The sequence below is a fragment of the Ralstonia sp. 1138 genome, assembly GCF_040544795.1.
GTDB classification, from domain to species: Bacteria; Pseudomonadota; Gammaproteobacteria; order Burkholderiales; family Burkholderiaceae; genus Ralstonia; species Ralstonia flatus.
In genome coordinates this window covers 83569-104963 of the sequence record NZ_JBEPKQ010000002.1, presented here as the reverse complement: position 1 = coordinate 104963, position 21395 = coordinate 83569, and the positions used below count along the sequence as shown (strand labels likewise).

Annotated in this window: 16 protein-coding genes; 6 read left to right on the top strand and 10 right to left on the bottom strand. The window is 66.4% G+C overall.

The window, feature by feature from the left end:
- Window positions 1-19: 19 nt before the first annotated feature.
- The 3 genes from ABIC76_RS08090 to ABIC76_RS08080 form a co-directional block, all read right to left on the bottom strand.
- Window positions 20-832: a ferritin-like domain-containing protein gene (locus tag ABIC76_RS08090; RefSeq protein WP_354534201.1), complete on the bottom strand. Its 813-nt coding sequence runs from the start codon at window positions 830-832 to the stop codon at window positions 20-22.
- Window positions 833-1015: 183 nt separating this feature from the next.
- The gene (locus ABIC76_RS08085) at window positions 1016-2257 is read right to left on the bottom strand and encodes an MFS transporter (protein ID WP_502947855.1); all 1242 of its coding nucleotides are present in this window, start codon (window positions 2255-2257) and stop codon (window positions 1016-1018) included.
- Between the two features lie 103 nt (window positions 2258-2360).
- Window positions 2361-3092: a Crp/Fnr family transcriptional regulator gene (locus ABIC76_RS08080; protein WP_354533634.1), complete on the bottom strand. Its 732-nt coding sequence runs from the start codon at window positions 3090-3092 to the stop codon at window positions 2361-2363.
- Window positions 3093-3218: 126 nt separating this feature from the next.
- Here ABIC76_RS08080 and ABIC76_RS08075 point away from each other — a divergent pair, with 126 nt between their 5' ends.
- The gene (locus ABIC76_RS08075; RefSeq protein WP_354533633.1) at window positions 3219-3845 is read left to right on the top strand and encodes an HD domain-containing protein; all 627 of its coding nucleotides are present in this window, start codon (window positions 3219-3221) and stop codon (window positions 3843-3845) included.
- On the opposite strand, the gene ABIC76_RS08070 is transcribed toward ABIC76_RS08075, so the two are convergent.
- A complete protein-coding gene (locus tag ABIC76_RS08070; RefSeq protein ID WP_354533632.1) occupies window positions 3842-4837 on the bottom strand; it encodes a 2-hydroxyacid dehydrogenase in 996 nt (331 codons plus the stop codon). The two genes, ABIC76_RS08075 and ABIC76_RS08070, sit on opposite strands and share 4 nt — an antisense overlap.
- A gap of 60 nt (window positions 4838-4897) precedes the next feature.
- Window positions 4898-5920, bottom strand: a complete 1023-nt coding sequence (gene adhP / locus ABIC76_RS08065; RefSeq protein ID WP_354533631.1) for an alcohol dehydrogenase AdhP — start codon at window positions 5918-5920, stop codon at window positions 4898-4900.
- Between the two features lie 147 nt (window positions 5921-6067).
- Here adhP and sbcB point away from each other — a divergent pair, with 147 nt between their 5' ends.
- Complete coding sequence (gene sbcB / locus ABIC76_RS08060) at window positions 6068-7507, top strand: exodeoxyribonuclease I (protein WP_354533630.1); 1440 nt, start codon at window positions 6068-6070, stop codon at window positions 7505-7507.
- 75 nt (window positions 7508-7582) lie between these two features.
- Here the strand turns inward: sbcB and ABIC76_RS08055 are convergent, their stop codons facing one another.
- Window positions 7583-11143, bottom strand: a complete 3561-nt coding sequence (locus ABIC76_RS08055) for an indolepyruvate ferredoxin oxidoreductase family protein (RefSeq protein WP_354533629.1) — start codon at window positions 11141-11143, stop codon at window positions 7583-7585.
- Window positions 11144-11291: 148 nt separating this feature from the next.
- On the opposite strand from ABIC76_RS08055, the gene ABIC76_RS08050 reads away from it, so the two are divergent.
- The 3 genes from ABIC76_RS08050 (at window position 11292) to ABIC76_RS08040 (ending at window position 13322) form a co-directional block, all read left to right on the top strand.
- Window positions 11292-11645, top strand: coding sequence for a hypothetical protein (locus tag ABIC76_RS08050; protein WP_354533628.1), 354 nt, complete (start codon window positions 11292-11294; stop codon window positions 11643-11645).
- Between the two features lie 154 nt (window positions 11646-11799).
- Entirely contained in the window at window positions 11800-12663 is an 864-nt protein-coding gene (locus tag ABIC76_RS08045; protein ID WP_354533627.1) for a hypothetical protein, read from the top strand.
- Window positions 12660-13322: an N-acetyltransferase gene (locus tag ABIC76_RS08040; RefSeq protein WP_354533626.1), complete on the top strand. Its 663-nt coding sequence runs from the start codon at window positions 12660-12662 to the stop codon at window positions 13320-13322. The genes ABIC76_RS08045 and ABIC76_RS08040 overlap by 4 nt, the downstream gene beginning before the upstream one ends.
- A gap of 3 nt (window positions 13323-13325) precedes the next feature.
- Here the strand turns inward: ABIC76_RS08040 and pdxR are convergent, their stop codons facing one another.
- Entirely contained in the window at window positions 13326-14795 is a 1470-nt protein-coding gene (pdxR, locus tag ABIC76_RS08035; RefSeq protein ID WP_354533625.1) for a MocR-like pyridoxine biosynthesis transcription factor PdxR, read from the bottom strand.
- 100 nt (window positions 14796-14895) lie between these two features.
- Between pdxR and ABIC76_RS08030 the strand changes: the two genes are divergently transcribed.
- Window positions 14896-15579, top strand: a complete 684-nt coding sequence (locus ABIC76_RS08030; protein WP_354533624.1) for a pyridoxamine 5'-phosphate oxidase family protein — start codon at window positions 14896-14898, stop codon at window positions 15577-15579.
- A 569-nt stretch (window positions 15580-16148) separates the two neighbouring features.
- Here the strand turns inward: ABIC76_RS08030 and gspF are convergent.
- Genes gspF through gspD form a run of 3 tightly spaced genes read right to left on the bottom strand, consistent with a single transcriptional unit; the run spans window position 16149 to window position 21379 of the window.
- The gene (gene gspF, locus ABIC76_RS08025; protein WP_102063919.1) at window positions 16149-17360 is read right to left on the bottom strand and encodes a type II secretion system inner membrane protein GspF; all 1212 of its coding nucleotides are present in this window, start codon (window positions 17358-17360) and stop codon (window positions 16149-16151) included.
- A 22-nt stretch (window positions 17361-17382) separates the two neighbouring features.
- Window positions 17383-18939 (bottom strand): type II secretion system ATPase GspE, encoded by a 1557-nt coding sequence (gene gspE, locus ABIC76_RS08020; RefSeq protein ID WP_354533622.1) that lies wholly within the window; start codon window positions 18937-18939, stop codon window positions 17383-17385.
- 16 nt (window positions 18940-18955) lie between these two features.
- A complete protein-coding gene (gspD, locus tag ABIC76_RS08015; protein ID WP_354533621.1) occupies window positions 18956-21379 on the bottom strand; it encodes a type II secretion system secretin GspD in 2424 nt (807 codons plus the stop codon).
- Between the last annotated feature and the right edge of the window lie 16 nt (window positions 21380-21395).

The window sequence follows — 21395 nt, the reverse complement described above, 5'->3', positions numbered from 1 at the left end:
CTGCGCCGCGCGCTGCGGCCTAGTGCAGGATCACGCGTCGCACCACGGCCACCAGGGGCGGCCGGATCGAGCGCTCGAACCCAGGCCGCAGGCGCAGCGGCTTGAGCAGCATCTTGGCGGCCATGTCGAGCGGCAGGTATGAGCGCACCAGGGCGCTCACGCGCGAGTTCAAGGCGCGGACATCGGCTTCGGGCACATCTTCCTGGCCGCGCTCGATACGCAGCACATTGCGCAGCGCGATCATCGAATCTTCATTCTTGATTTCACGCAGGCGCGAGGCGAGCGCCTTGAGCACGCGCGCGCGGCCCACGCCCTCGCTCGCGTTGCACTCGTTGAAGAAACGCAGGAAGTGTTTGTAATGCCGGACTTCATCGGCCGAGATGCGGCTGGCGAGGTCGCGCAACACGGGTTCGTCGGCGTCGGCCGCGGCCTGGGCGATAGCGCGATAGAAGGTGGCCGTGCCCATTTCGACGACGCAGCGCGCGACCATTTCCAGCGCCTGCGTGGGCTCGAACTGGTCGACCGAACACGTGACCGAGTATTCCTCGAAGAAACGGGCGTAGCCGCGCTCCCAGTCGAACTCGGGCCAGACGGCTCCAACGTAGTGGCGCAACGCGCGGCCGTGCTGCAGCTCTTCACGCTCCCAGTGGTGGGTCAGCCAGTGCGCGGTTTCGGGCCGATCGGCGTAGTACTGAGCGAGGTTGCCAGCGTAGAGGTCGGAGCCGCTCTCGACAAACGAGGCACTCGCAACCAGGTAGAACAGCGTGCGGTTTTCGCGCACGCGCGCAACGTCGATGCTGCCGTAGCTGATCTCTTGGATCGACCACGGCATGCGCTCGCTCGCAGATGACGTTTCCAGATGAACCTGTGACAAGGCGTTTCCTCCGTCGGCAATCTCGCAAAAAGCGGGCCGGTCATCCTATGAGAATGAAACATCACGTCCCATGTTTCAAGACAGATGTGCGCTTGCAAAGGTTCCGAAAAGCAATCTTGTGCCCACAAAGTGGTGAATGCGTCATGGCAATTGCGTCACCTTGGGACGCGACGCAGCCGCCGGGACGTTGCGTTTTTGCGCGTTCCGCAAGCCGTAAACGAAGGCCGCCAATGCGACGAGGGCGGCTCCGACCATCGCCCACTCGACTGCTGCATAACCACCGCTGGCACGCCACAGCAGTGCCCCCAGCCATGGCGCGCTGGCCTGCGCAAGCAGCACGGGCGTCATCATCAGGCCGTTGAGCGTGGCGTACTGATTGCGTGAAACCAGCTCCGGCATTGCAAGCGCGCGGACCATCGTGTTGATGCCGTTCGCTGCACCATAGACCAGCGCAAACACGAGGAGCAGCGGCCCGCTGGAGAGTGCCAGCAAGACAAGCGCAACCGCCATGGCGCCGTACGTCCAGGGTGCGATGCGCAGGGGGTGCGCCGGGCGTGAACGCATCATTGCCAGCCGCCCGAGCACTTGGGCGGGGCCGATGAGCGCGGCGATCAGCAACTGGCGACTGGTCGGCACGCCTTTCTCCGTCAGCAGCGGAATCAAGTGCGCGCCGAGCACGGTGGCGATCAGGCTGGTGGCCACGAAGGCCAGCACCACCGCCCAGAACACAGGTAGGCGCAGCACCATGCGCCATGCCGAGGCATGCACCGGTGCTGTCGGGTCGAGCGCATCGGCTGGCGCGTGCAGGGGCGGGCGCACACGCACTCGCGCATGGATCGGTAGGCAGATCAGCACATGCGCCAACGCAAAGAATTGCAGCGTATGCCGCCAGCCGAGGTGTTCCACACCCCACTGCGCGAGTGCAATGCACAGCGTGCTGGAGAACCCCGCGATCAGCGTGAGGCCGATGATCGGGCGCTGATACCCATCGCCAAACGCTTGGCGAAGCACAACGAAGGCGGGGTCGTAGAGCGTGGTCGCCATCGCAAGGCCCATCGGTAGCCAGAGCAGCAGGAAGGCCGTCTCACTCGAGACGAAGGACCACGCCAGCAGGCCGGCTGCCGCAAGCAAGGTGCCTCCGCCCATCACGAGGCGCGCGGGCCAGCGGTCGAGCGCGCGTCCGACCCAGAACGAGCACAGCGCCCACACCAGCAGCCCAAGCGAAAACCCGCCCGCCAGAAACGGCCGCGCCCAGCCGAGCGTGCTGTGCATTGGCCCCAGAAATACGGTGAAGGTGAAGTACAGCGTGCCCCACGAAACCATTTGTGCCAGGCCCAGCAACAACACAAGGCGCCGGCCTTCAGGCGAGCCGGCCGAGAACATGGGGTTCATGGAGATGGTGGCGGTGGAAGGGGCAGATCTGCGCGGGAAAAATCCATTTTATCGGCGCCGATTGTGGCGCGCGTGCCCCGTGCGCAGGGCACGCTCAGGAAGCGTGCCCGCCCATCAGCCTCCGCAAAGCTCCCGCATCGACGATCTCGACGGTCCGGTAATGGCAGCGGATCCAGCCCGCGCGCTGCCACGCCTGCAGGTACTTTGAGATCGTCTGCCGCGAGCGGGCCAGCATGCGGCCGAGTTCTTCATTGCTGGCGGCCACGGAGCGGCCATCGCCGGCGCGGGCGAGCTGCAGCAGTCGCTGGGCGAGGCGGGCGTCGGCGGGCATTTCGCTGGCGTGCTCGAACTCGTCGAAGATCAGGCGGATGCGCTGGCAGAGCTGCTGCATCAGCGCCCACATGCCGGCCGGGTAAGCCGACACCACGCGCGCAAACGCCGCGCTGCCCAGCAGGACGAGCGTGGTCGGCCCCTGTGCATGGGCGCTGTGCGTGCGTCCGCCGCCGTCGATGAGCGCGATCTCGCCAAACCATTCGCCCGCCCGCAGCACGCCGTAGACGAGTTCGCTGCCGCCGTCGGTGGTCCGGCTGATGCGCACGCGGCCGCGCACGATCAGGAACATGCCCTGGGCGGGGCCGCCGTGCGGGTGGATGCATTCGCCGTCGGGGTAGGTGATCAGGCGTGCGGTGGGCGCAATCTCGGCCAGCAGATCGGCGGGGGCGTCGCGCAGCCAGCCCTGCGCGAGCTGTGCTGGCGTGGGCGCGGCGGCGGTGTGGGTGGCGTCTGCGGGCATGGCGGCAGGATGCGGCGAGGGCGGTCCGATCATTGTCAAACGCTTGACAGTCTGCATGCAAGCGGCGGGCAGAGAATGGCCCGCTAGCCGCGCACTCAGCCATTAAGAAATACGACGCGGTACCGACGCGACCATTCCGGCGACGAAGGAGACACTCCAATGACCGATCCGCAACACACCGCTCCGCGCGCGACGTTTTCCCATATGGAGCACGGCACGCGCGAAGACTGGGCCGCCATCTCGGCGGAGTTCATGCCTTTTGCCCGTGCGCTGCCCGACCGGGTGCTCGCGCACCTGAAGCTGCTCGACGGCGATTGCGGCGGCTTCCCGATCGACCGTCTCGCGCATTCCCTGCAAACCGCCACGCTCGCCCACCGCGACGGGCGGGACGAGGAATACGTCGTCTGTGCGCTGTTGCACGACATTGGCGACACGCTGGGCAGCTTCAACCACCCGGACATCGCCGCGGCCATCCTCAAGCCGTTCGTGAGCCCCGAAAACCTGTGGATGGTCGAGAAGCACGGCATCTTCCAGGGCTACTACTTCTTCCACCATCTCGGGCTCGACCGCAACCTGCGCGAGCAGTACCGCAACCAGCCCGAGCTGTTCGAGCGCACCGCCGAGTTCTGCGCCAAATACGACGCCGCGGCCTTCATGCCCGATTACGACAACCTGCCACTGTCGTTCTTCGAGCCGATGGTGCGGCGCGTGCTGGCCAGGCCGCGCAACTCCATCTACGTGAAGGAAGGCGAGAGCGAACTGTCGCAGCCGAAAGCCGCGGCCTAGGCCTTCACCACATTGACGGGCGCGCCTGCCGCCCACGCCGCCACGTTCGCGAGCGTGGTGTCGGCAATGCCCGCCAGCGCTTCGCGCGTGAAGAACGCCTGATGCGCGGTGACGATGACGTTGGGAAAGCTCAGCAGGCGCGCGAGCACGTCGTCCTGCAGCACGTCGGCGGAGCGGTCTTCGAAGAACAGATCGGCCTCTTCTTCGTAGACGTCCAGCCCGAGGTGGCCGAGCTGGCCGCTCTTGAGCGCGTCGATCAGGGCGGGGCTGTCGACCAGACCGCCGCGGCTCGTGTTGATGAGCATCGCGCCCGGCTTCATGCTGGCGAGCGCGCTGGCGTCGATCAGGTGGTGTGTGCCGGCGTTGAGCGGGCAATGCAGGCTGACGATATCGGCCTGCGCCAGCAATTCGGGCAGCGGCACGTAGCGCACGCCCAGCGCCGTCAGCGCCGCTTGCGGAAACGGATCGAATGCCAGCACGTGACAGCCGAAACCCGCCATGATGCGCGCGAACACCTGGCCGATCTGCCCCGTGCCGACCACGCCGACGGTCTTGCCGGCCAGGTCGAAGCCCAGCAATCCGTCCAGCGAGAAATCGCCTTCGCGCGTGCGATTGCAGGCGCGGTGCAGCCGCCGGTTCAGCGTGAGGATCATGCCGACCGCATGTTCTGCCACCGCGTGCGGCGAATACGCCGGCACGCGGACCACCGTCAGCCCCAGGCGCTGCGCGGCCGCCAGGTCGACATGGTTGAACCCTGCCGAGCGCAACGCGATCAGCCGCGTGCCGCCTGCAGCCAGCGCCTCGAGCACTTCCGCACTGAGCGAATCATTGACGAACGGACACACCACTTCAAAGCCAGCCGCGAGGGATGCCGTCTGCGCGTCGAGGTGCGCGCGCTGGAAGACGAGGTCGAAGCCGTGGCCGCCACGCGCGAGTGAGGCGCGGAAGCTGTCTTCGTCGTATCGGTGGCTGCTGAAAAAGAGAATGCGCATGGCGGGTGGGGCAAGCGGACGTGATGCCTGCAGCTTACTCGCACCGCCGGGTGCCGGCGCTCAGAGCGTCAGGACGATGCGGCCATCCACCTTGCCGGCCTTCAGATCGGCGAACACTTGGTTGATGTTGTCGAGCTTGTCGCGGTGAATGTGGGCGCGTACCAACCCCTCGGCGGCAAACTGCAGTGACTCCTGCAAGTCGCGCCGCGTGCCCACAATCGAGCCCCGCACGGTGATGCCGTTGAGCACCGTGGAGAAGATGGGCAGCGGAAAATCGCCCGGCGGCAGCCCGTTGAGCGAGATCGTGCCGCCGCGCCGCACCATGCCCAACGCTTGCGCAAAGGCACTGCGGGACACCGCCGTCACCAGCACGCCGTGCACACCGCCGATCTCTTTCTGGATCACGGCCGCCGGGTCTTGCTGTGAGGCATCGACGACGAGCTTGGCCCCAAGCTCCCGTGCCAGCGCCAGCTTGTCGGGCGCCACGTCGACGGCCACCACGTGCAGGCCCATCGCAATCGCGTACTGCACCGCCACGTGTCCCAGCCCGCCAATGCCCGAAATGGCGATCCACTGGCCCGGCCGCGTATCCGTCATGCGGATGCCCTTGTAGACCGTCACGCCTGCGCAGAGGATCGGCGCGATTTCTTCGAAGCTGACCTGTGCGGGCAGGTGGCCGACGTAGTTCGGGTCGGCCAGTACGTATTCGGCATAGCCGCCGTTAACGGAGTAGCCGGTGTTCTGCTGCTCGTGGCAGAGGGTTTCCCAGCCGCTCAGGCAGTGCTCGCAGTGGCCGCAGGCGGTGTAGAGCCAGGGCACGCCCACGCGGTCGCCTTCTTTGACGGCGGTCACGCCTTCGCCCACGGCTGCCACATAACCCACCCCTTCGTGCCCGGGGATGAACGGCAGGCTGGGCTTGACGGGCCAGTCGCCATCGGCGGCGTGCAAGTCTGTATGGCAGACGCCCGAGGCCGCGATCTTGACAAGAATCTGTCCGCGCCCAGGTGTGGGAATCGGCACTTCCTCAATGCGCAAGGGTTCGCCAAACGCATGGACTACCGCGGCTTTCATCGACTTGGCCATGAGACATCTCCGGGTTGGGGGAGATACCAGTCTGGTTGACGCCTGCCCGATGCGGGTTGATGTGAGTCAACCGCCAAGGAGGGCGAGCGGGATGGGCAACACTGTTAACATGCCGGCATCTTCAGTGTTTTCCAGCGAGCCGCTGCCTTGCCCGTCACTCCCACCTTTCTCTGGCACGACTACGAAACCTTCGGCGCCGTGCCGCGCCGTGATCGTCCCGCGCAGTTTGCCGGCATCCGCACCGATGCCGAACTGAACGAGATCGGCGAGCCGGTCGAACTGTTCTGCCAGCCGTCCAACGATTGGCTGCCCGATCCGGTGTCGTGCCTCATCACCGGCATCACGCCGCAGCAATGCGCCCGGCAAGGCATTCCGGAATACCGCTTCGCCCAGGCCATCGAGCGCGAACTCGGCACGCCCGGCACCATCGGCGTCGGCTACAACACCATCCGTTTCGACGACGAGGTCACGCGCCACCTGTTCTGGCGCAACCTGATCGACCCGTATGCGCGCGAGTGGCAGAACGAATGCGGACGCTGGGATCTGCTCGATGTCGTGCGCACCACGTGGGCCCTGCGCCCGGAAGGCATTCAATGGCCGACCCACGAAGACGGCCGGCCGAGCTTCAAGCTGGAGCATCTGTCCAAGGCCAACGGCCTCGTGCACGAGGCGGCGCACGATGCGGTGTCCGACGTGCGCGCGACGATTGCGCTGGCGCGCCTGATTCGCAATGCGCAGCCGCGCCTGTTCGATTTCTGCCTGGCGCTGCGCAAGAAAGACCGCGTGGTGGCTGAGATTGGCGATGCGCCGCGGCCGTTGCTGCACATCTCCGGCATGTACGGTGTGGAGCGCGGCTGCATGGCCGTGGTGTGGCCGCTGGGTGGGCATCCGACTAATAAGAACGAACTGATCGTGTGGGACCTGGCGTTCGACCCGTCCGAGCTGTTCCACATGGATGTGGCGACGATCCGCGAGCGCATGTTTACGCGCACGGCCGATCTGGCCGAAGGCACCACGCGACTGCCGATCAAGTCGATCCACATCAACAAGTCGCCCATCGTCATCAGCAACATGAAGACGCTGCAGCCCGCGCAGGCAGAACGCTGGGGCATCGACTTCGCCACGATCGAACGCCACGCCGCCATCGCCCAAGGCGCGCCCGACATGCGCGAAACATGGCGTCAGGTGTACGCCCGCGAACTGGAGCCGATCGAAGACGTCGACCAGAACCTCTACGGCGGATTCGTCGGCAACGACGACCGCCGCCTGCTCAACGAGCTGCGCACGCTCAGCGGCGAACAGCTCGCGCGCTTGCACGCGGAGTTTGCCGACGCGCGCCTGCCCGAACTGCTGTTCCATTACCGCGCACGCAACTTCCCCGACACGCTGAACGAAGAGGAATACGAGCAGTGGGAGCAGTTGCGCGCCGAGCGGCTGTTCGAAGGCCGTGACGGCTACATGACGTTCGAAATGTTCGGCGAGCGGCTTCAACAGTTGGGCGCGGAAGCGGCAGAGAACGGCGACACGCGTGCGCAGAGCATCCTGCAGGATCTGTACGACTACGCGCAGCAGATCGTGCCGGGCTGACGAAGCCGACGCATCAAGAAAAACGGAGGCCGAAGCCTCCGTTTTTTGTTGGCGATGCCGAACGCTTAGCGCCGATCAGGCCGCCTGCTGTGCCCCCGCCGGATCGCGCCACTGGGCCAGCAGCTTGTTCCAGCGGATGCGCGCCGCAGCCAGGTTGGCCTCCTTCACATGGCCGAAGCCGCGAATGTCCTCCGGCAGGCGAGCCAGTTCCACGGCTTGGGCCAGCTTTTGCGCCGTCAGGCCCTTCACCAGTTCATCGACCAGCGCGCGGTATTCGCCGATTAGCGCGCGCTCGGTGCGCCGTTCTTCGGTCTTGCCGAAGATGTCGAGCGCCGTGCCGCGCAGGCCCTTGAGCTTGGCGAGCAGCTTGAAGATGCGCATCGTGTTCGGGCCAAAGCGTTGCTTGACCAAGTGGCCCTTCTCATCACGCTTGGCCGTCATGGGCGGCGCGAGCCAGAAGTTGAGCTGGTAGTCGCGGCCGGGTTCGCCTTCGAACTGCGCGCGCAGCTTGTCGAGGAAGGCCGGATCGGTGTACAGACGGGCGACTTCGTATTCGTCCTTGTACGCCATCAGCTTCGACAGATTGCGCACCACGGCTTCCGTGAACGCCAGCGGTTGGCCGGCACCCACCACGGCGGCCTCGGCTGCACGCACGCGCTCGACCACCGCGCGGAATTCAGCGGCATACGCGGCGTTCTGGTATGCGGTCAGCAGATCGACACGGCGGGCGATCAGCGTGTCCAGCGAGGGCAGGGCGATGACGTCGGCCTTGGCACGGGGCGCATCGCCGGCGAGCTTGAGCACCGCCTCGCGGTCTTGCGCGAGGTGGCGGCCCCATTCGAACGCGGTCTTGTTCTTCTCGACGGCGACGCCGTTGAGTTCGATCGCGCGGATGAGCGCGTCGTGCGTCAGCGGAACCCAGCCCTTCTGCCATGCAAAGCCCAGCACCAGCGGGTTGGTGAAGATCGCATCGCCCAGCAGGCGCACGGCCAGCGTGTTGGCGTCTTCAAACGCGCAGGCGTCGCCGACAGCCGCGCGGATGTCCGCCTCGGCCGAGCTGCCCGGGAAGCGCCAGTTCGGGTTCTTGATGAAGTCGGCCGTGGGCGATGCGGTGCTGTTGATGATGGCGCGCGTCTGGCCGTGCTGCACCTTCGACAGCACTTCGTCCGACGCCGACACAATCGCGTCGCAGCCGATCACGAGGTCGGCCTCGCCCATGGCGATGCGCGTGGCGTGGATCGAATCGGGGCGCTCGCCGATCTGCACGTGCGAGAGCACCGCGCCGCCTTTCTGCGCCAGGCCCGCCATGTCGAGCACGGTCACGCCCTTGCCTTCGATGTGCGCGGCCATGCCGAGCAGGCCGCCGATGGTCACCACGCCTGTGCCACCGACGCCGGTCACCAGCACGCCATACGCGCGGTGGATGGCCGGCAGCTCAGGATGCGGCAGCAGCGGCAGGCCGTCCATCGACACGCCGTGCGACTCCGGCTTGCGCACCTGCGCGCCTTCTGCCGTCACGAAGCTCGGGCAGAAGCCGTTCACGCACGAAAAGTCCTTGTTGCACGACGACTGGTTGATCTTGCGCTTCGTGCCCAGCTCCGTTTCCAGCGGCTCGACCGACAGGCAGTTCGACTTGACCGAGCAATCACCGCAGCCTTCGCACACGGCGTCGTTGATGAACGCGCGGCGGGCCGGATCGGCCATCGTGCCGCGCTTGCGGCGACGGCGCTTTTCCGTCGCGCAGGTCTGGTCGTAGATCAGCACGCTGGTGCCTTGCACTTCGCGCAGCTCGCGCTGGATGGCATCGAGGCGATCGCGGTGATGCACCGTTACGCCTTCCGGGAGCTTGATGGCGGCGTTGTACTTCTCGGGCTCGTCCGTGACGATGACGATGCGCGACGTGCCTTCGGCGTAGACCTGCGCGGCAATCTGCGGGACGGAAAGCGGGCCGTCGACCGGCTGGCCGCCCGTCATGGCCACGGCGTCGTTGTAGAGGATCTTGTAGGTGATGTTCACCTTGGCCGCAATCGACGCGCGGATCGCCAGCAGGCCCGAGTGGTAATACGTGCCGTCGCCCAGGTTGGCGAACACGTGCTGGTCGCCCGAGAACGGCATCTGGCCGATCCACGCCACGCCTTCGCCGCCCATCTGGCTGAAGGTGTCGGTGCGGCGGTCCATCCACACGGTCATGTAGTGGCAGCCGATGCCGGCCAGCGCGCGCGAGCCTTCCGGCACGTTGGTCGACGTGTTGTGCGGGCAGCCCGAGCAGAACCACGGCTTGCGCTCGGCGGTGATGCGCGGCTTGGCGAGCGCTTTTTCTTTGGCGTCGATGATGGCGATGCGCGAGGCAATGCGCGCGCGCACGTCCGACGGCAGCTCGAACTTCTCCAGGCGCGTGGCGATGGCGCGCGCGATGAGCGCAGGCGACAGTTCGTAATGCGCCGGCAGCAGCCAGTTGGCCATCGGCACCGACCATTCGCCGCCGGCGTTGTCCTTCTCGTCAAACTTGCCGTACACGCGCGGACGCACGTCGTCGCGGTAGTTGTACAGCTCTTCCTTGAGTTGGTATTCGAGGATCTGGCGCTTTTCTTCCACCACCAGGATCTCTTGCAGCCCTTCGGCAAAGGCACGCGCGCCGTGCGCTTCCAGCGGCCACACGCAGCCGACCTTGTACAGCCGGATGCCGATGCGGCGGCAGGTGTCCTCATCGAGGCCGAGATCGACCAGCGCTTGGCGCACGTCCAGGTACGCCTTGCCGGCGGTCATGATGCCGAAGCGCGCCTGCGGCGAATCGAGCACCACGCGGTCGAGCTTGTTGGCACGCACGTACGACAGGCCGGCGTACCACTTGTAGTCGAGCAGCCGCGCTTCCTGCACCAGCGGCGGATCGGGCCAGCGGATGTTCAGCCCGCCCTGCGGCATGACGAAATCTTCGGGCAGGATGATCTGCGCACGGTGCGGATCGACGTCCACCGAGGCCGACGATTCCACCACGTCCGTCACGCACTTCATCGACACCCACAGGCCGGAGTAGCGGCTCATTGCCCAGCCATGCAGGCCGTAGTCGAGGTACTCCTGCACGTTCGACGGATACAGCACCGGAATGCCGGCCGCCTTGAAGACGTGCTCCGACTGGTGCGCCAGCGTGGACGACTTGGCGGCGTGGTCGTCGCCTGCCAACACCAGCACGCCGCCATGCGCGGACGAGCCGGCCGAGTTGGCGTGCTTGAACACGTCGATCGTGCGGTCGACGCCCGGCCCCTTGCCGTACCACATGCCGAACACGCCGCTGAACTTGGCATTCGGATACAGATTGACCTGCTGCGAGCCCCAGACCGCCGTGGCGGCCAGGTCTTCATTGAGCCCCGCCTGGAAGACGATGTTGTGCCCGGCCAGATGCTTCTTGGCCTTCCACAAGGCCTGGTCCAGCGCACCCAGCGGCGAGCCGCGGTAGCCGGAGATGAAGCCCGCCGTGTTCAGCCCAGCGGCGCGGTCGCGCTCTTGCTGCAGCATCGGCAGACGCACCAGTGCCTGCGTGCCGCTGATGTAGATGCGGCCACGCTCGAGCGTGTACTTGTCGTCCAGGGAAACGGTTTCGAGCGCGCGGCGTAGCGCGTCGTTCAGAGGGGCATTCATGCGTGCTCCGTGTGGGTGTGCCGGGATCACCGACAGCAGGTCTCTTTTGGTGCCGCCTGCGCCGCTTCTTGTGGAAACTGGCAGACGGCCGTGGGTCGAGGCATCGTAGCATCGCGTGACATTCGGAACACCGTGCAACGCAGCAAGAATGGGGGTGGGTTTTCCCTTGGTTGTGGTGTCCGATGCACGCATGCAGAGGGACGGAAGCGGTGGTTGCACCGGTTGTGCGGTGCATGCAACGTTTGCGGCTAAATCGGCAAACTTCGGTGAAGAAGCTGCGACCAAGTCACGCGATCCCTGGACTTTCGCCAGCCGCGCCGCCATCCTGCGCAGTTCCGCCCGAATTCCTCAATCCACGATCGTGATCGCCACCGCTTTCGCCGCCGCCCGACCCCGGCACACGCTGCCGGCAGACGGTGCGCGCCTGCGTGGTGGCGCTTGGCGCGATCGGCTCAACACGCACGTCGCCCTCCGGCACTTCCTGCTCGCCCGGCTTTCGTAAGCCGTGCGGGGCGCCGCCACAAGCTGGCGCACCTGCCCCGTACGGCACGCTCCGCTCCCGTCTCCCTTTCATTCCGGCTTGGCGCAAACACGCGCCGGCGCCGGTACGCCTGCCATCGCCGGATGCAACCCGGCGCGGCGGCGCAGGAACCGTCATGGAACTCACGCAAAACTTCGTCAAGGCCAAGCGGCCTTGCGCGGATGGCTACCGCTGGTACATCCGCAATCGCCACAGCGGCACCGACTACCAACACCTGCTCGACAGCCTCGTACGCGAAGGCCGCATTGGCGATGCGATCTGGCTGCTCGACAACTTCGGCCCGACCGATGCCGTGCTCGATGCCGACGACATCGAAGCCGATGCGCTCGTCTTTGCCGGCACCATCGTTGTACGCGGCGGCATTCACGTCGACGGAGTGTTGCGCGCCGGTCAGGCCATTCGCGCCGGCGGCGGCGTGCGCGCGGGCGAGTCGATTACCACCGGCGGCGATCTGGAAGCCAAGGCCGGTCTTTATTGCGACGGCGCCGTGCATGTCGGCGGCGACCTGCGCGTTGGCTGGGGCGTGACCGCCACCGGCGCATTGCATTGCGGCGGGCTGGTGCGCGTGCATCGCGACTTGCATTGCGATGCCGGCATCGACGCGGCCGCGGATTTGCTGGTTGGCGAGGCACTGGCGGCGCGCGGCAACGTGCGCTGCGGCAAGGGCCTGCGCGCTGGCGGCGAGGTGATCAGTGAGGCCGGCATCGTCAGCGCGAACGGCATCTTCGCCGGTGGCGACCTGTGCGCCGACACGCATCTCGAAGCAGGGTGGGGCATCCGGGCGGGCGGCGACATTGAAGCGGGCGGCGCTATCCGGGCGGGCGAAGGCGTGGAGGCCGGCGGCACGATCGTGGCCGGGCCCGGCTACGGCGTGTATGCCGGGCTGGCGGTGCGCATGGCCGACTGGCCCGTCAGCGCGCGCGTGTATGCCGTTGCGCGTCCTGACGGTCTGGTCAGCGGACACTGGGGTGCGCGATGAGCTGCGCGCTGCCCATCCCGCCGCCCATCGATTGGCCGACGCTGCCTTCCGTCTTGCAGCAGTTGCAGCACTGGCTTGCACCGCTCGGCTTGCGCATCGACGTCGAGCACGGCAGTGAAGACATCGAGCGCGAACTCGACACGCTGTACGAGCGCATGCAGACGCCCGGCACGCCGCTGCACGGCATGGCCTGCGACGATGGCACCTTGCCCGGCTTTCGCCTGCACACACGCAAGGCCGACGGCGAGATTTACGTCTACGTCCAGGATGTGGCCGCGCGGCGCTTTGCTGGCGTCACGGTGTTCAACCGGCTGATTGAACTCGACAAGCGTGCCGACCGCATCCTGCGTGCACCGCATTCGAAATATGCGGCGCGGTATCAGCGGCGCGGGCTGGCATCGGCGGTGTACCGGCGCGCGCTGGATGGCGGCATGTGCCTGATGAGCGGGGCGCGGCAGTCGACGGGCGCGCACGCGCTGTGGCAGTCGCTGGCGGCGCGGTATGCGTCGGGTTACGTGGAGGTGCGCGACAAGCGCTTGCGCTATCTCGGCGATGCGGTGGGCGGCGACGTGCTCGACGCCTTGCACACGCGCCGCGTGTTGTTGGGCGCCGGCTGGACCATCGCGGCGTTGGCGGCCGCCACGAAGATGACCGCGTGAAAATCAGCCGGCGACGCTCTCGATCACGTCGCGCATGCGCTGGGCCAATCCGTCCATCGCGTCGGCCGGCACGTTGCCGTAGCCGAGCACGAGGCCGTTGTATTGCGCGGTCAGCGTGCCGGGCAGGCAGAAGCGTGACAGTGGCCGCAGCACCATCCCGCGTTCCCGGGCGACGCGGCTGACCTCGGTGTCGCGCACCGGTGCATCAAGGCGCGTGGAAAGATGCATGCCGCCTGCTCCGCCCGATACGGTGACGATGCCGGCCAGGTGTTGCTCGATTGCGGTCTGCAGCGCATCGCGGCGCTCGCCATACAGGCGACGCATGCGGCGCAGGTGCCGCGTGAAATGTCCCGCCTCGATGAACTCGGCCAGCGCGAGCTGCTCGGCCACGCGCCCGCGCAGCATCAGCGCCCCTGCCGTTTTTTGGAGCACGGGGGCCAGTGCCGGCGGCACCACCATGTAGCCCAGGCGCAGCGCCGGGAACAACATCTTGCTGAACGTGCCGAGATAGATGACCGGCGCATCTTCGGTCAAGCCTTGCACGGCGGATAGCGGCGCGCCGGTGTGGCGGAATTCGCTGTCGTAATCGTCTTCGATGATCCACGCGCTGGCTGCGCGTGCATGCTGGATGAGCGCAAGACGGCGCTCCAGGCTCATCACCGCGCCCAGCGGGTATTGGTGCGACGGCGTGATGTAGATGAGCCTGGGCGGCGTGTCGCGCCAGTCTTGCTCACGCGGCGCAAGGCCATCGGCGTCGACGCTGATCGGTACCAGACGCATGTCGGCGGCTTGCAACGCGGCGCGCGCCCCGTAGTAGCCGGGATTCTCGATCCATGCGGTGTCGCCTGCATCGGCCAGCGTGCGGGCGCACATGTCGAGGCTGTTCTGCGTGCCATCGGTGATGAATACCTGCGTCGCATCGCAGCGCACCCCGCGCGAGACGCGCAGGTATTCCGCCACGGCTTGCCGCAGCGCGACGTTCCCTTCGACCGGGCCGTAGCCCATCTGTCCCGGGCCGATGCGGCGCCACCCGCGCTCCATGCAGCGGCGCCATTGCGCCAGCGGGAATTCGTCCAGCGCAGGCGTGCCGGGCAGGAAGGGCAGCAGGTCGCTCATTTCGCCGCGCGGGCGTTCGAGGTCTTTCACGCGGTGCGACAGCTCGGGCGCGGCTTCGGGCGCCTGCGCGGGCGTCTGCTGCAGGCCGACGCGCGCCACCACTGTGCCTTGCCGCCGGCTGAGCACAAAGCCCTCCGTGGCGAGTTGCTCGTACGCGTAGAGCACCGAGTTGCGCGCGATGCCCAGCTCTTCGGCGAGCGTGCGCGATGGCGCCAGGCGCGTGCCTTCCTCGATCTGTCCGCTCAGGATGGCCGCACGCAGGCAGGCATACAGACGATGCTGCTGCGAGGTGCGGGCTCCGCCTTCGCCGTGCATCGCCGTGCGTTCGTAGTTCGACAGCAGGACGCCGTAGTCCATCGTGGCTCCAGGATTTTGGATTTTTGTGGGTCTATGCATGGTGCCACGGTTTTTTTATCGTCGGCATATCGATTGACGATTCACGATTCGGAGCCGCCGCATGTCCACCACAGAACCCACATCGCCCAGCGCCCGCACCCGCGTGCGCCGCATCGCGCACCGCGGCCACTATGACCGCACCACGCTGCATGCCATCCTCGACGAGGCTTACGTCTGCCACATCGCCTTCGCCGACGAGCACGGCGTGCATTGCATCCCGACCGCTTGCTGGCGCGAGGGCGATCATCTGTACATCCACGGTTCCAACGGCAGCCGCATGCTCAAGCTGGCCGGCAGCGGGGCGCAGGTCTGCGTCACGGTCACGCACATCGACGGTTTGGTGCTGGCGCGCTCGGCGTTCAACCATTCGATGAACTACCGGTCGGCCGTGATCTACGGCGCGTTCGACGTCGTGCCGGATGGGCAGAAACCTGCGGTGCTCGATACCTTCATGGAAGTGCTCGCGCCGGGCCGTTCGCGACAGGCGCGGCCCGGGAATGCCAAGGAGCTTGCTGCTACGACCGTGTTGCGCATTCCGCTGGATGAGGCGGCGTGCAAAGTGCGCACGGGCGGGCCTAAGGATGATGCTGAAGACCTTGACCTGCCTGTGTGGGCTGGGGTGCTGCCGATGGCGCTGTTGCCGTTGCCGCCGGTGGTGGAGGCTGCGCCGGCGGGTACGCCGGATTACGTGCAGGAGTGGAGGGACAGTGCGCGTGGGCTGGTGGGGGATGTGGTGGTGTCGTGATGGCTGTGGGGTAGTCGATTGGTTTTGTTTTGGCCTTGGTGGTCCACCTCCCTTTCGTTCCCTGCCGGGACCGACTTACTTTTCTTTGTCTTGCCAAAGAAAAGTAAGCAAAAGAAAGGCGCGCCCGAGATGGCGACTTCCCCTTGAATTTGCGTAACCGGGCGGAGGTGGGGAAAACTCGCTTCGCTCAGACAGTTCCCCACCTTTTTTCCGCCCGTTTACGAAAATTCAAGGCGCCATCAAGGGCTCAACGTCAAAAGAAAAAGGCCAACCCGTCGTGAGGCTGGCCTTGTCGCTTGGGCTTGCGCCCAGATGGTGTGGCTTTTGTCTTTTGACTTTCCCTGCCCTAGATGGCGCCTTGAATTTCTGTTGCAGGGAGGAAAAAGAGGGGAGGCCTGTCTGAGCGCAGCGAGTTTGCCTCCCCTCCCTCCCTGCGACAGAAATTCAAGGAGGGGGTCGCCATCTCGGGCGCGCCTTTCTTTGCTTACTTTCTTTGGCAAGACAAAGAAAGTGAGTCAGCCCCGGCAGGGGATGAAACAAGAGATGCACCAAAGCCCCAAAAAACCCCCTCAGTGCACCAACTGATTAATCTCAATAATCGGCATCAACACCGCCAACACAATCAACAACACCACCACACCCATCGTCAAAATCAGCGCCGGCTCAAGCAAGCCAGTCAGGAACAGCGTCCGACGCTCAAGCTCTTGCGCCTCGCCTTGCGCAGCCCGCTCCAACATCGCAGGCAGATTCCCAGTCGCCTCACCCGAGCGAATCAAGTGCACCAGCACAGGCGGAAACTGGTTCTGCGCTGCCAACGCCCGCGCCAGCGAAGTCCCTTCGCGCACGCGCGTGGAGGCGTCCTCGACGTTGGTCTTGAGCGCAACGTTGTTCAGCGTTTCCCCCGCTGCCTGCAACCCACGCAAGATCGGCACGCCGGCACTCGTCAGGATCGCCAGCGTGCTCGCGAACCGCGCGGTGTTGTAACCGCGGACGAGCTTGCCGAACAGCGGCGCAGTCAGCAGCCATTTGTGCCATGACAACCGCAGCGCCGGCTGCTTGAGCAGATTGCGGATCAGCACGCCGATCGCCACCAGCACGATCGCCGCCAGCCAGCCCCAGTTCCGCACAAAATCCGACAGCCACAGCATGATGATCGTGAGCGTCGGCAGCTTTTGCTTGGTGTTGGCAAATACGCTGACCACCTGCGGCACCACGTACGACAGCAGGAAGATCACGATCGCAAACGCCACCACCGTGACGATGGCGGGGTACGTGAAGGCCAGTTTGATCTTCGAGGTGAGCGCGTTGCGGCTCTCGATGTAGTCGGCCAGGCGCGAGAGGACGAGGCCCAGGTTGCCGGAGTGCTCGCCCGCTGAAACGAGGGCGCGGTAGATGTCGGGAAAGTCCTTCGGATGCTGCGCCAGCGCGACCGACAGCGAGCTGCCGCCCACCACTTCCGCGCGGATGGCGGCGAGCAGTTCGCCGACGTAGGCGCGTTCGGCCTGATCGGCCAGCGCGGCCAGCGCTTCGTCGAGCGGCAGGCCCGCCACGAGCAGGCTGGCGAGCTGGCGCGTGACGAGCGCGTTTTCCTGCGCCGAGAGCCGCTTGCCGAAGCTCGACCCGCCGCGCTTGGTGGCCTGTGCGCCAAGCGCGTCGACCAGCAGCGGCGTCAGCCCGCGTGCGCGCAGCAGCGTGCGCGCCTGGCGGGCGCTGTCGGCTTCGATGACGCCCTTGTCGGTCTTGCCGGTGGCGTCGGCGGCTTCGTAGCGGAAGGCTGGCATGCGCTATTCGTTGATTCGCGTCTTAGTCGCGCGTGACACGCAGCACTTCTTCCAGCGACGTGGCGCCCGTGTCGATCCAGCGCTGTGCGTCCATGCGCATCGTCTGCATGCCCTGGCCGATGGCGAACGCCTTGATCTCGGATTCGGCGGCCTGGCGGTGGATCATCGTCTGGATTTCGGGCGTGACGGTCAGCAGTTCGTACACGCCGGTCCGGCCCTGGTAGCCGGAGTTGCTGCAACGCTCGCAACCGACGTGATGCCACACCGATTTGCGTGCCGGCGTGGCCGGTGCCACACCGTCGGCCACGGGCGTGCCGGCCACGGCTTCCACTTCTGCGGGCGTGAGTTCGAGCACTTCTTCGCGGCGGCAATGCACGCACAGGCGACGTACCAGCCGCTGCGCCAACACACCCAGCAGCGACGACGACAGCAGGAACGGTTCGATCCCCATGTCGATCAAGCGCGTCACGGCGGATGCGGAATCGTTCGTGTGCAGCGTCGCCAGCACCAGGTGGCCCGTCAGCGAGGCCTGCACGGCAATCTGCGCGGTTTCCAGGTCGCGGATTTCCCCGATCATGACCACGTCCGGGTCCTGGCGCAGGATGGCGCGCAGGGCCTTGGCGAAGGTCATGTCGATCTTCGGGTTGACCTGCGTCTGGCCAATGCCGTCGAGGTCGTATTCGATCGGGTCTTCCACCGTCATGATGTTGGTGGACGACGCGTCGAGCCGCGACAGCGCCGCGTACAGCGTGGTCGTCTTGCCCGAACCCGTCGGGCCGGTGACGAGCACGATGCCGTGCGGCTGGTTGATCAGGTGGTCGAAGCGTGCCAGCGTGCCGGCGCCCATGCCGAGCTTGCCCAGGTCGAGCCGGCCGGCTTCCTTGTCGAGCAGACGCAGCACCGCGCGCTCGCCGTGGCCGGTGGGCAGCGTGCTCACGCGCACGTCCACCGGGCGGCCGCCCACGCGCAGCGTGATGCGCCCGTCCTGCGGCAGGCGTTTCTCGGCAATGTCGAGCTGCGCCATGATCTTGATGCGCGAAATGAGCGCGCCGTGCAGCGCCTTCTTCGGGCGCACGACGTCGCGCAGCGTGCCATCAACGCGAAAACGCACGACGGAGGCATTCTCGAACGGCTCGATGTGAATGTCCGAGGCGCCTTCGCGCGCGGCCTGCGTGAGCAGCGCGTTGATCATGCGGATGATCGGTGCGTCATCTTCGGATTCGAGCAGGTCTTCCACGGCCGGAATGTCCTGCATCAGGCGCGAAAGGTCGACTTCGCCTTCCACTTCGCCCACCACCTGGGCCGCGCTGCCGTCTTGCGCGTTGTAGGCCGTCTGCGTGGCGGTGGACAGCGCTGCTGTGTCGAGCGTCACCAGCTGCAGCGCGCCGAACACGCGGCCGAGTTCGGCCAGCGCGGTGCGCGAGGTTTCGGGGCAGACCCACACTTCCAGCGTGTCGACGTCCTGGCGGGCCACGAGCAACCTGGCGTCGCGCGCAAACGCATACGGCACGAGCCGCACGGCCGACTGCGAGGGCGGCTCGAGCGTGCTGACGTCGGTGGTGGGAGCGTGCGTTGCCATGGTTCGTTGTCCGTTGTCAGCCGCCATTGCGCGGCGCGTTGCCGTCGTAGCCGCCCGAGGTGGGCGCCGCGAAATTCTGCAGGCGCGGCTGGCTGCGCGTGGTGCCCTGCGGCATCGGCATCGGGGCGCCCGGGGGCACCTGCGTGCCGGCCGGGCCCTTCGGCACGATCGACACATCGCCGTAGTTGTCGGCCGGGCGCATGGCGTTGGGCGAGGGCAGCACCGGCGTGTCCTTGTCCGATGTGGTCGGCAGCATGTTCGGCGAGACAAAGCCCTGCTGCGTATCGCGCATGTAGTTGTAGCGGTTGTCCGACAGCGCGCCGGTCGCATCGGCCGTGCGCAGGATGATCGGGCGCAGGAACACCAGCAGGTTCGTCTTCACACGCGTCTTGTTTTCCGAGCGGAACAGCGCGCCCAGGATGGGGATGTCGCCCAGGCCCGGCACCTTTTGCTCGCCGTCCTGATAGTTGTCTTCCAGCAGGCCACCCAGCACGACGACCTGGCCGTCGTTGGCCAGCACATTGGTCTCGATCGAGCGCACGTTGGTGGTCGGGCCCTGCGTCGCATTCTGCGTGCCCGGCACCACGGCCGAAGACTCCTGGAAGATCTGCATCTTCACCAGCCCGCCGTCGGTGATCTGCGGCTTGACGCGCAGCGTGATGCCGACGTCCTTGCGGTCGAACGTCTGGAACGGCGTGACCGAAGCCGCGCTGCCGGTCTGCGCATAGGAGCCGGTTGTGATCGGCACGTTCTGGCCGATGAGGATCTTGGCCTCTTCGTTGTCGAGCGTAATCAGGTTGGGCGTGGACAGCACGTTGACCGAACCGTCCGAACCCAGCGCGCTGAGGATGGCGCCCAAACCGCTGCCCCTGTTGAACACCCCGAAGTTGCCGCCGTTCAGTTGGCCAACGCTATTTGAGAGCGTGCCGATGGCCGTCTGTGCGGCCGTACTGCCGATGCCGCCGCTCGTGATGGTGGCGATCGTGCCCGCCAGGTTGATCAGGTTATTGGCGCCGGTCCCGAAGTTGGTGCCGCCGCCAAAAAACGTGGTCGGCCCGCCCCCACCGGCCATCCACTGGATGCCGAGTTGCGATGCCTTGGTGGCCGTCACCTCCACGATCATCGATTCGATGTACACCTGCGCGCGGCGCGCGTCGAGGTCGTCGATCACGGCGCGCAGGTTGCGATAGACCGGCTCGCTGGCGGTGATGATCAGCGCGTTGGTGGCGGGATCGGCTTGGATGATGCCGCCGGTGGTCGGCGTGTTGTTCTGCCCGAAGGAGGCGCGGAACGACGAGCTGCCGCTGCCCGAGCCGCTGCCCGAACCCGAGCCGCTGCCGTAGTTGGTGTTCTGCGTGTTCTGATTCTGCAGGTTGCTCACGCCGCCGGCCGGCTGCGAAGTCGCACCTTGCGCGGCGCTCTGGCCGCCCGGGCCGGTCGATGCGGAGGCCGACAGCGTCGCATCGGCCGCCACGATCGCGCGCAGCGTCGTCGCCAGCTGCACCGCGTTGGCGTTCTTGAGCGGCACCACCCAGATGTTGCCGGGGCGCGCGTTCGGCACGTCCAGCTTGGCGATCAGTTGCTTGGCCTGGGCAAGACGGGCCGCACTCGACGCACGCACCATCACGCTGTTCGAACGCGGCTCTGCCACGACCGACGTACGCAGGCTTGGGTCCGACAGCGCCGCGCCGGCACCGGCCGCGCCGCCTGCACCACCGGCCGACGGATCGAGTAGCTTCTGCAGCGTGGCCGCCACGTCGATGGCCACGGCGTTCTTCAGCGGAATCAGTTCGGTCTCGCCGGCCACGGGCGTGTCGATCGACGCGATGATGCGGCCGATGCGGCGCAGGTTATCGGCGTAATCGGTAATGACGAGCGTGTTGTTGGCCGGGTAGGCGGTGATCGTGTTGTTGGGCGCGATCATTGGGCGCAGCACCGGCACCAGGTTGTTGGCCGATTCGTGCTGCAGGCGGAAGACCTGCGTGACGACCTGCTCGCCGCCGCGCGCGCCTGCCGCGCCGACGCTGGTGGGCGAGCCCTGCAGCTTGGCATCGGCTTCCGGCACGACCTTGGTGAAACCGTTGCCCTCGACAATCGCGTAGCCCTGCATGCGCAGGATCGAGCCCAGCGATTCGAGCGCCTGCGCGCGCGTCACCGGTTTTTCGGTGACGAGGTTGACGGTGCCCTTCACGCGCGGGTCGACGATGAAGTTCTTGCCGGTGGCCTGGCCGACGGCCTTGACCACGGAGTCGAGATCCGCGTTGACGAAATTCAGCGAGACCTCATCCCCTGGGTTGCCGGCGGCGCCGTTCTGGGAGGATGCCGCACTGGGCGGGGCGGCGAAGACTGGCATCGAGCCGGCCACCATTGTTGCGCAGCATGCCAGGACGATGGCGCGAACGGTGAGTCGGGAAGAGGCGTTGTACATGGTCTCGTTCATGGTTGTCGGCACGCTG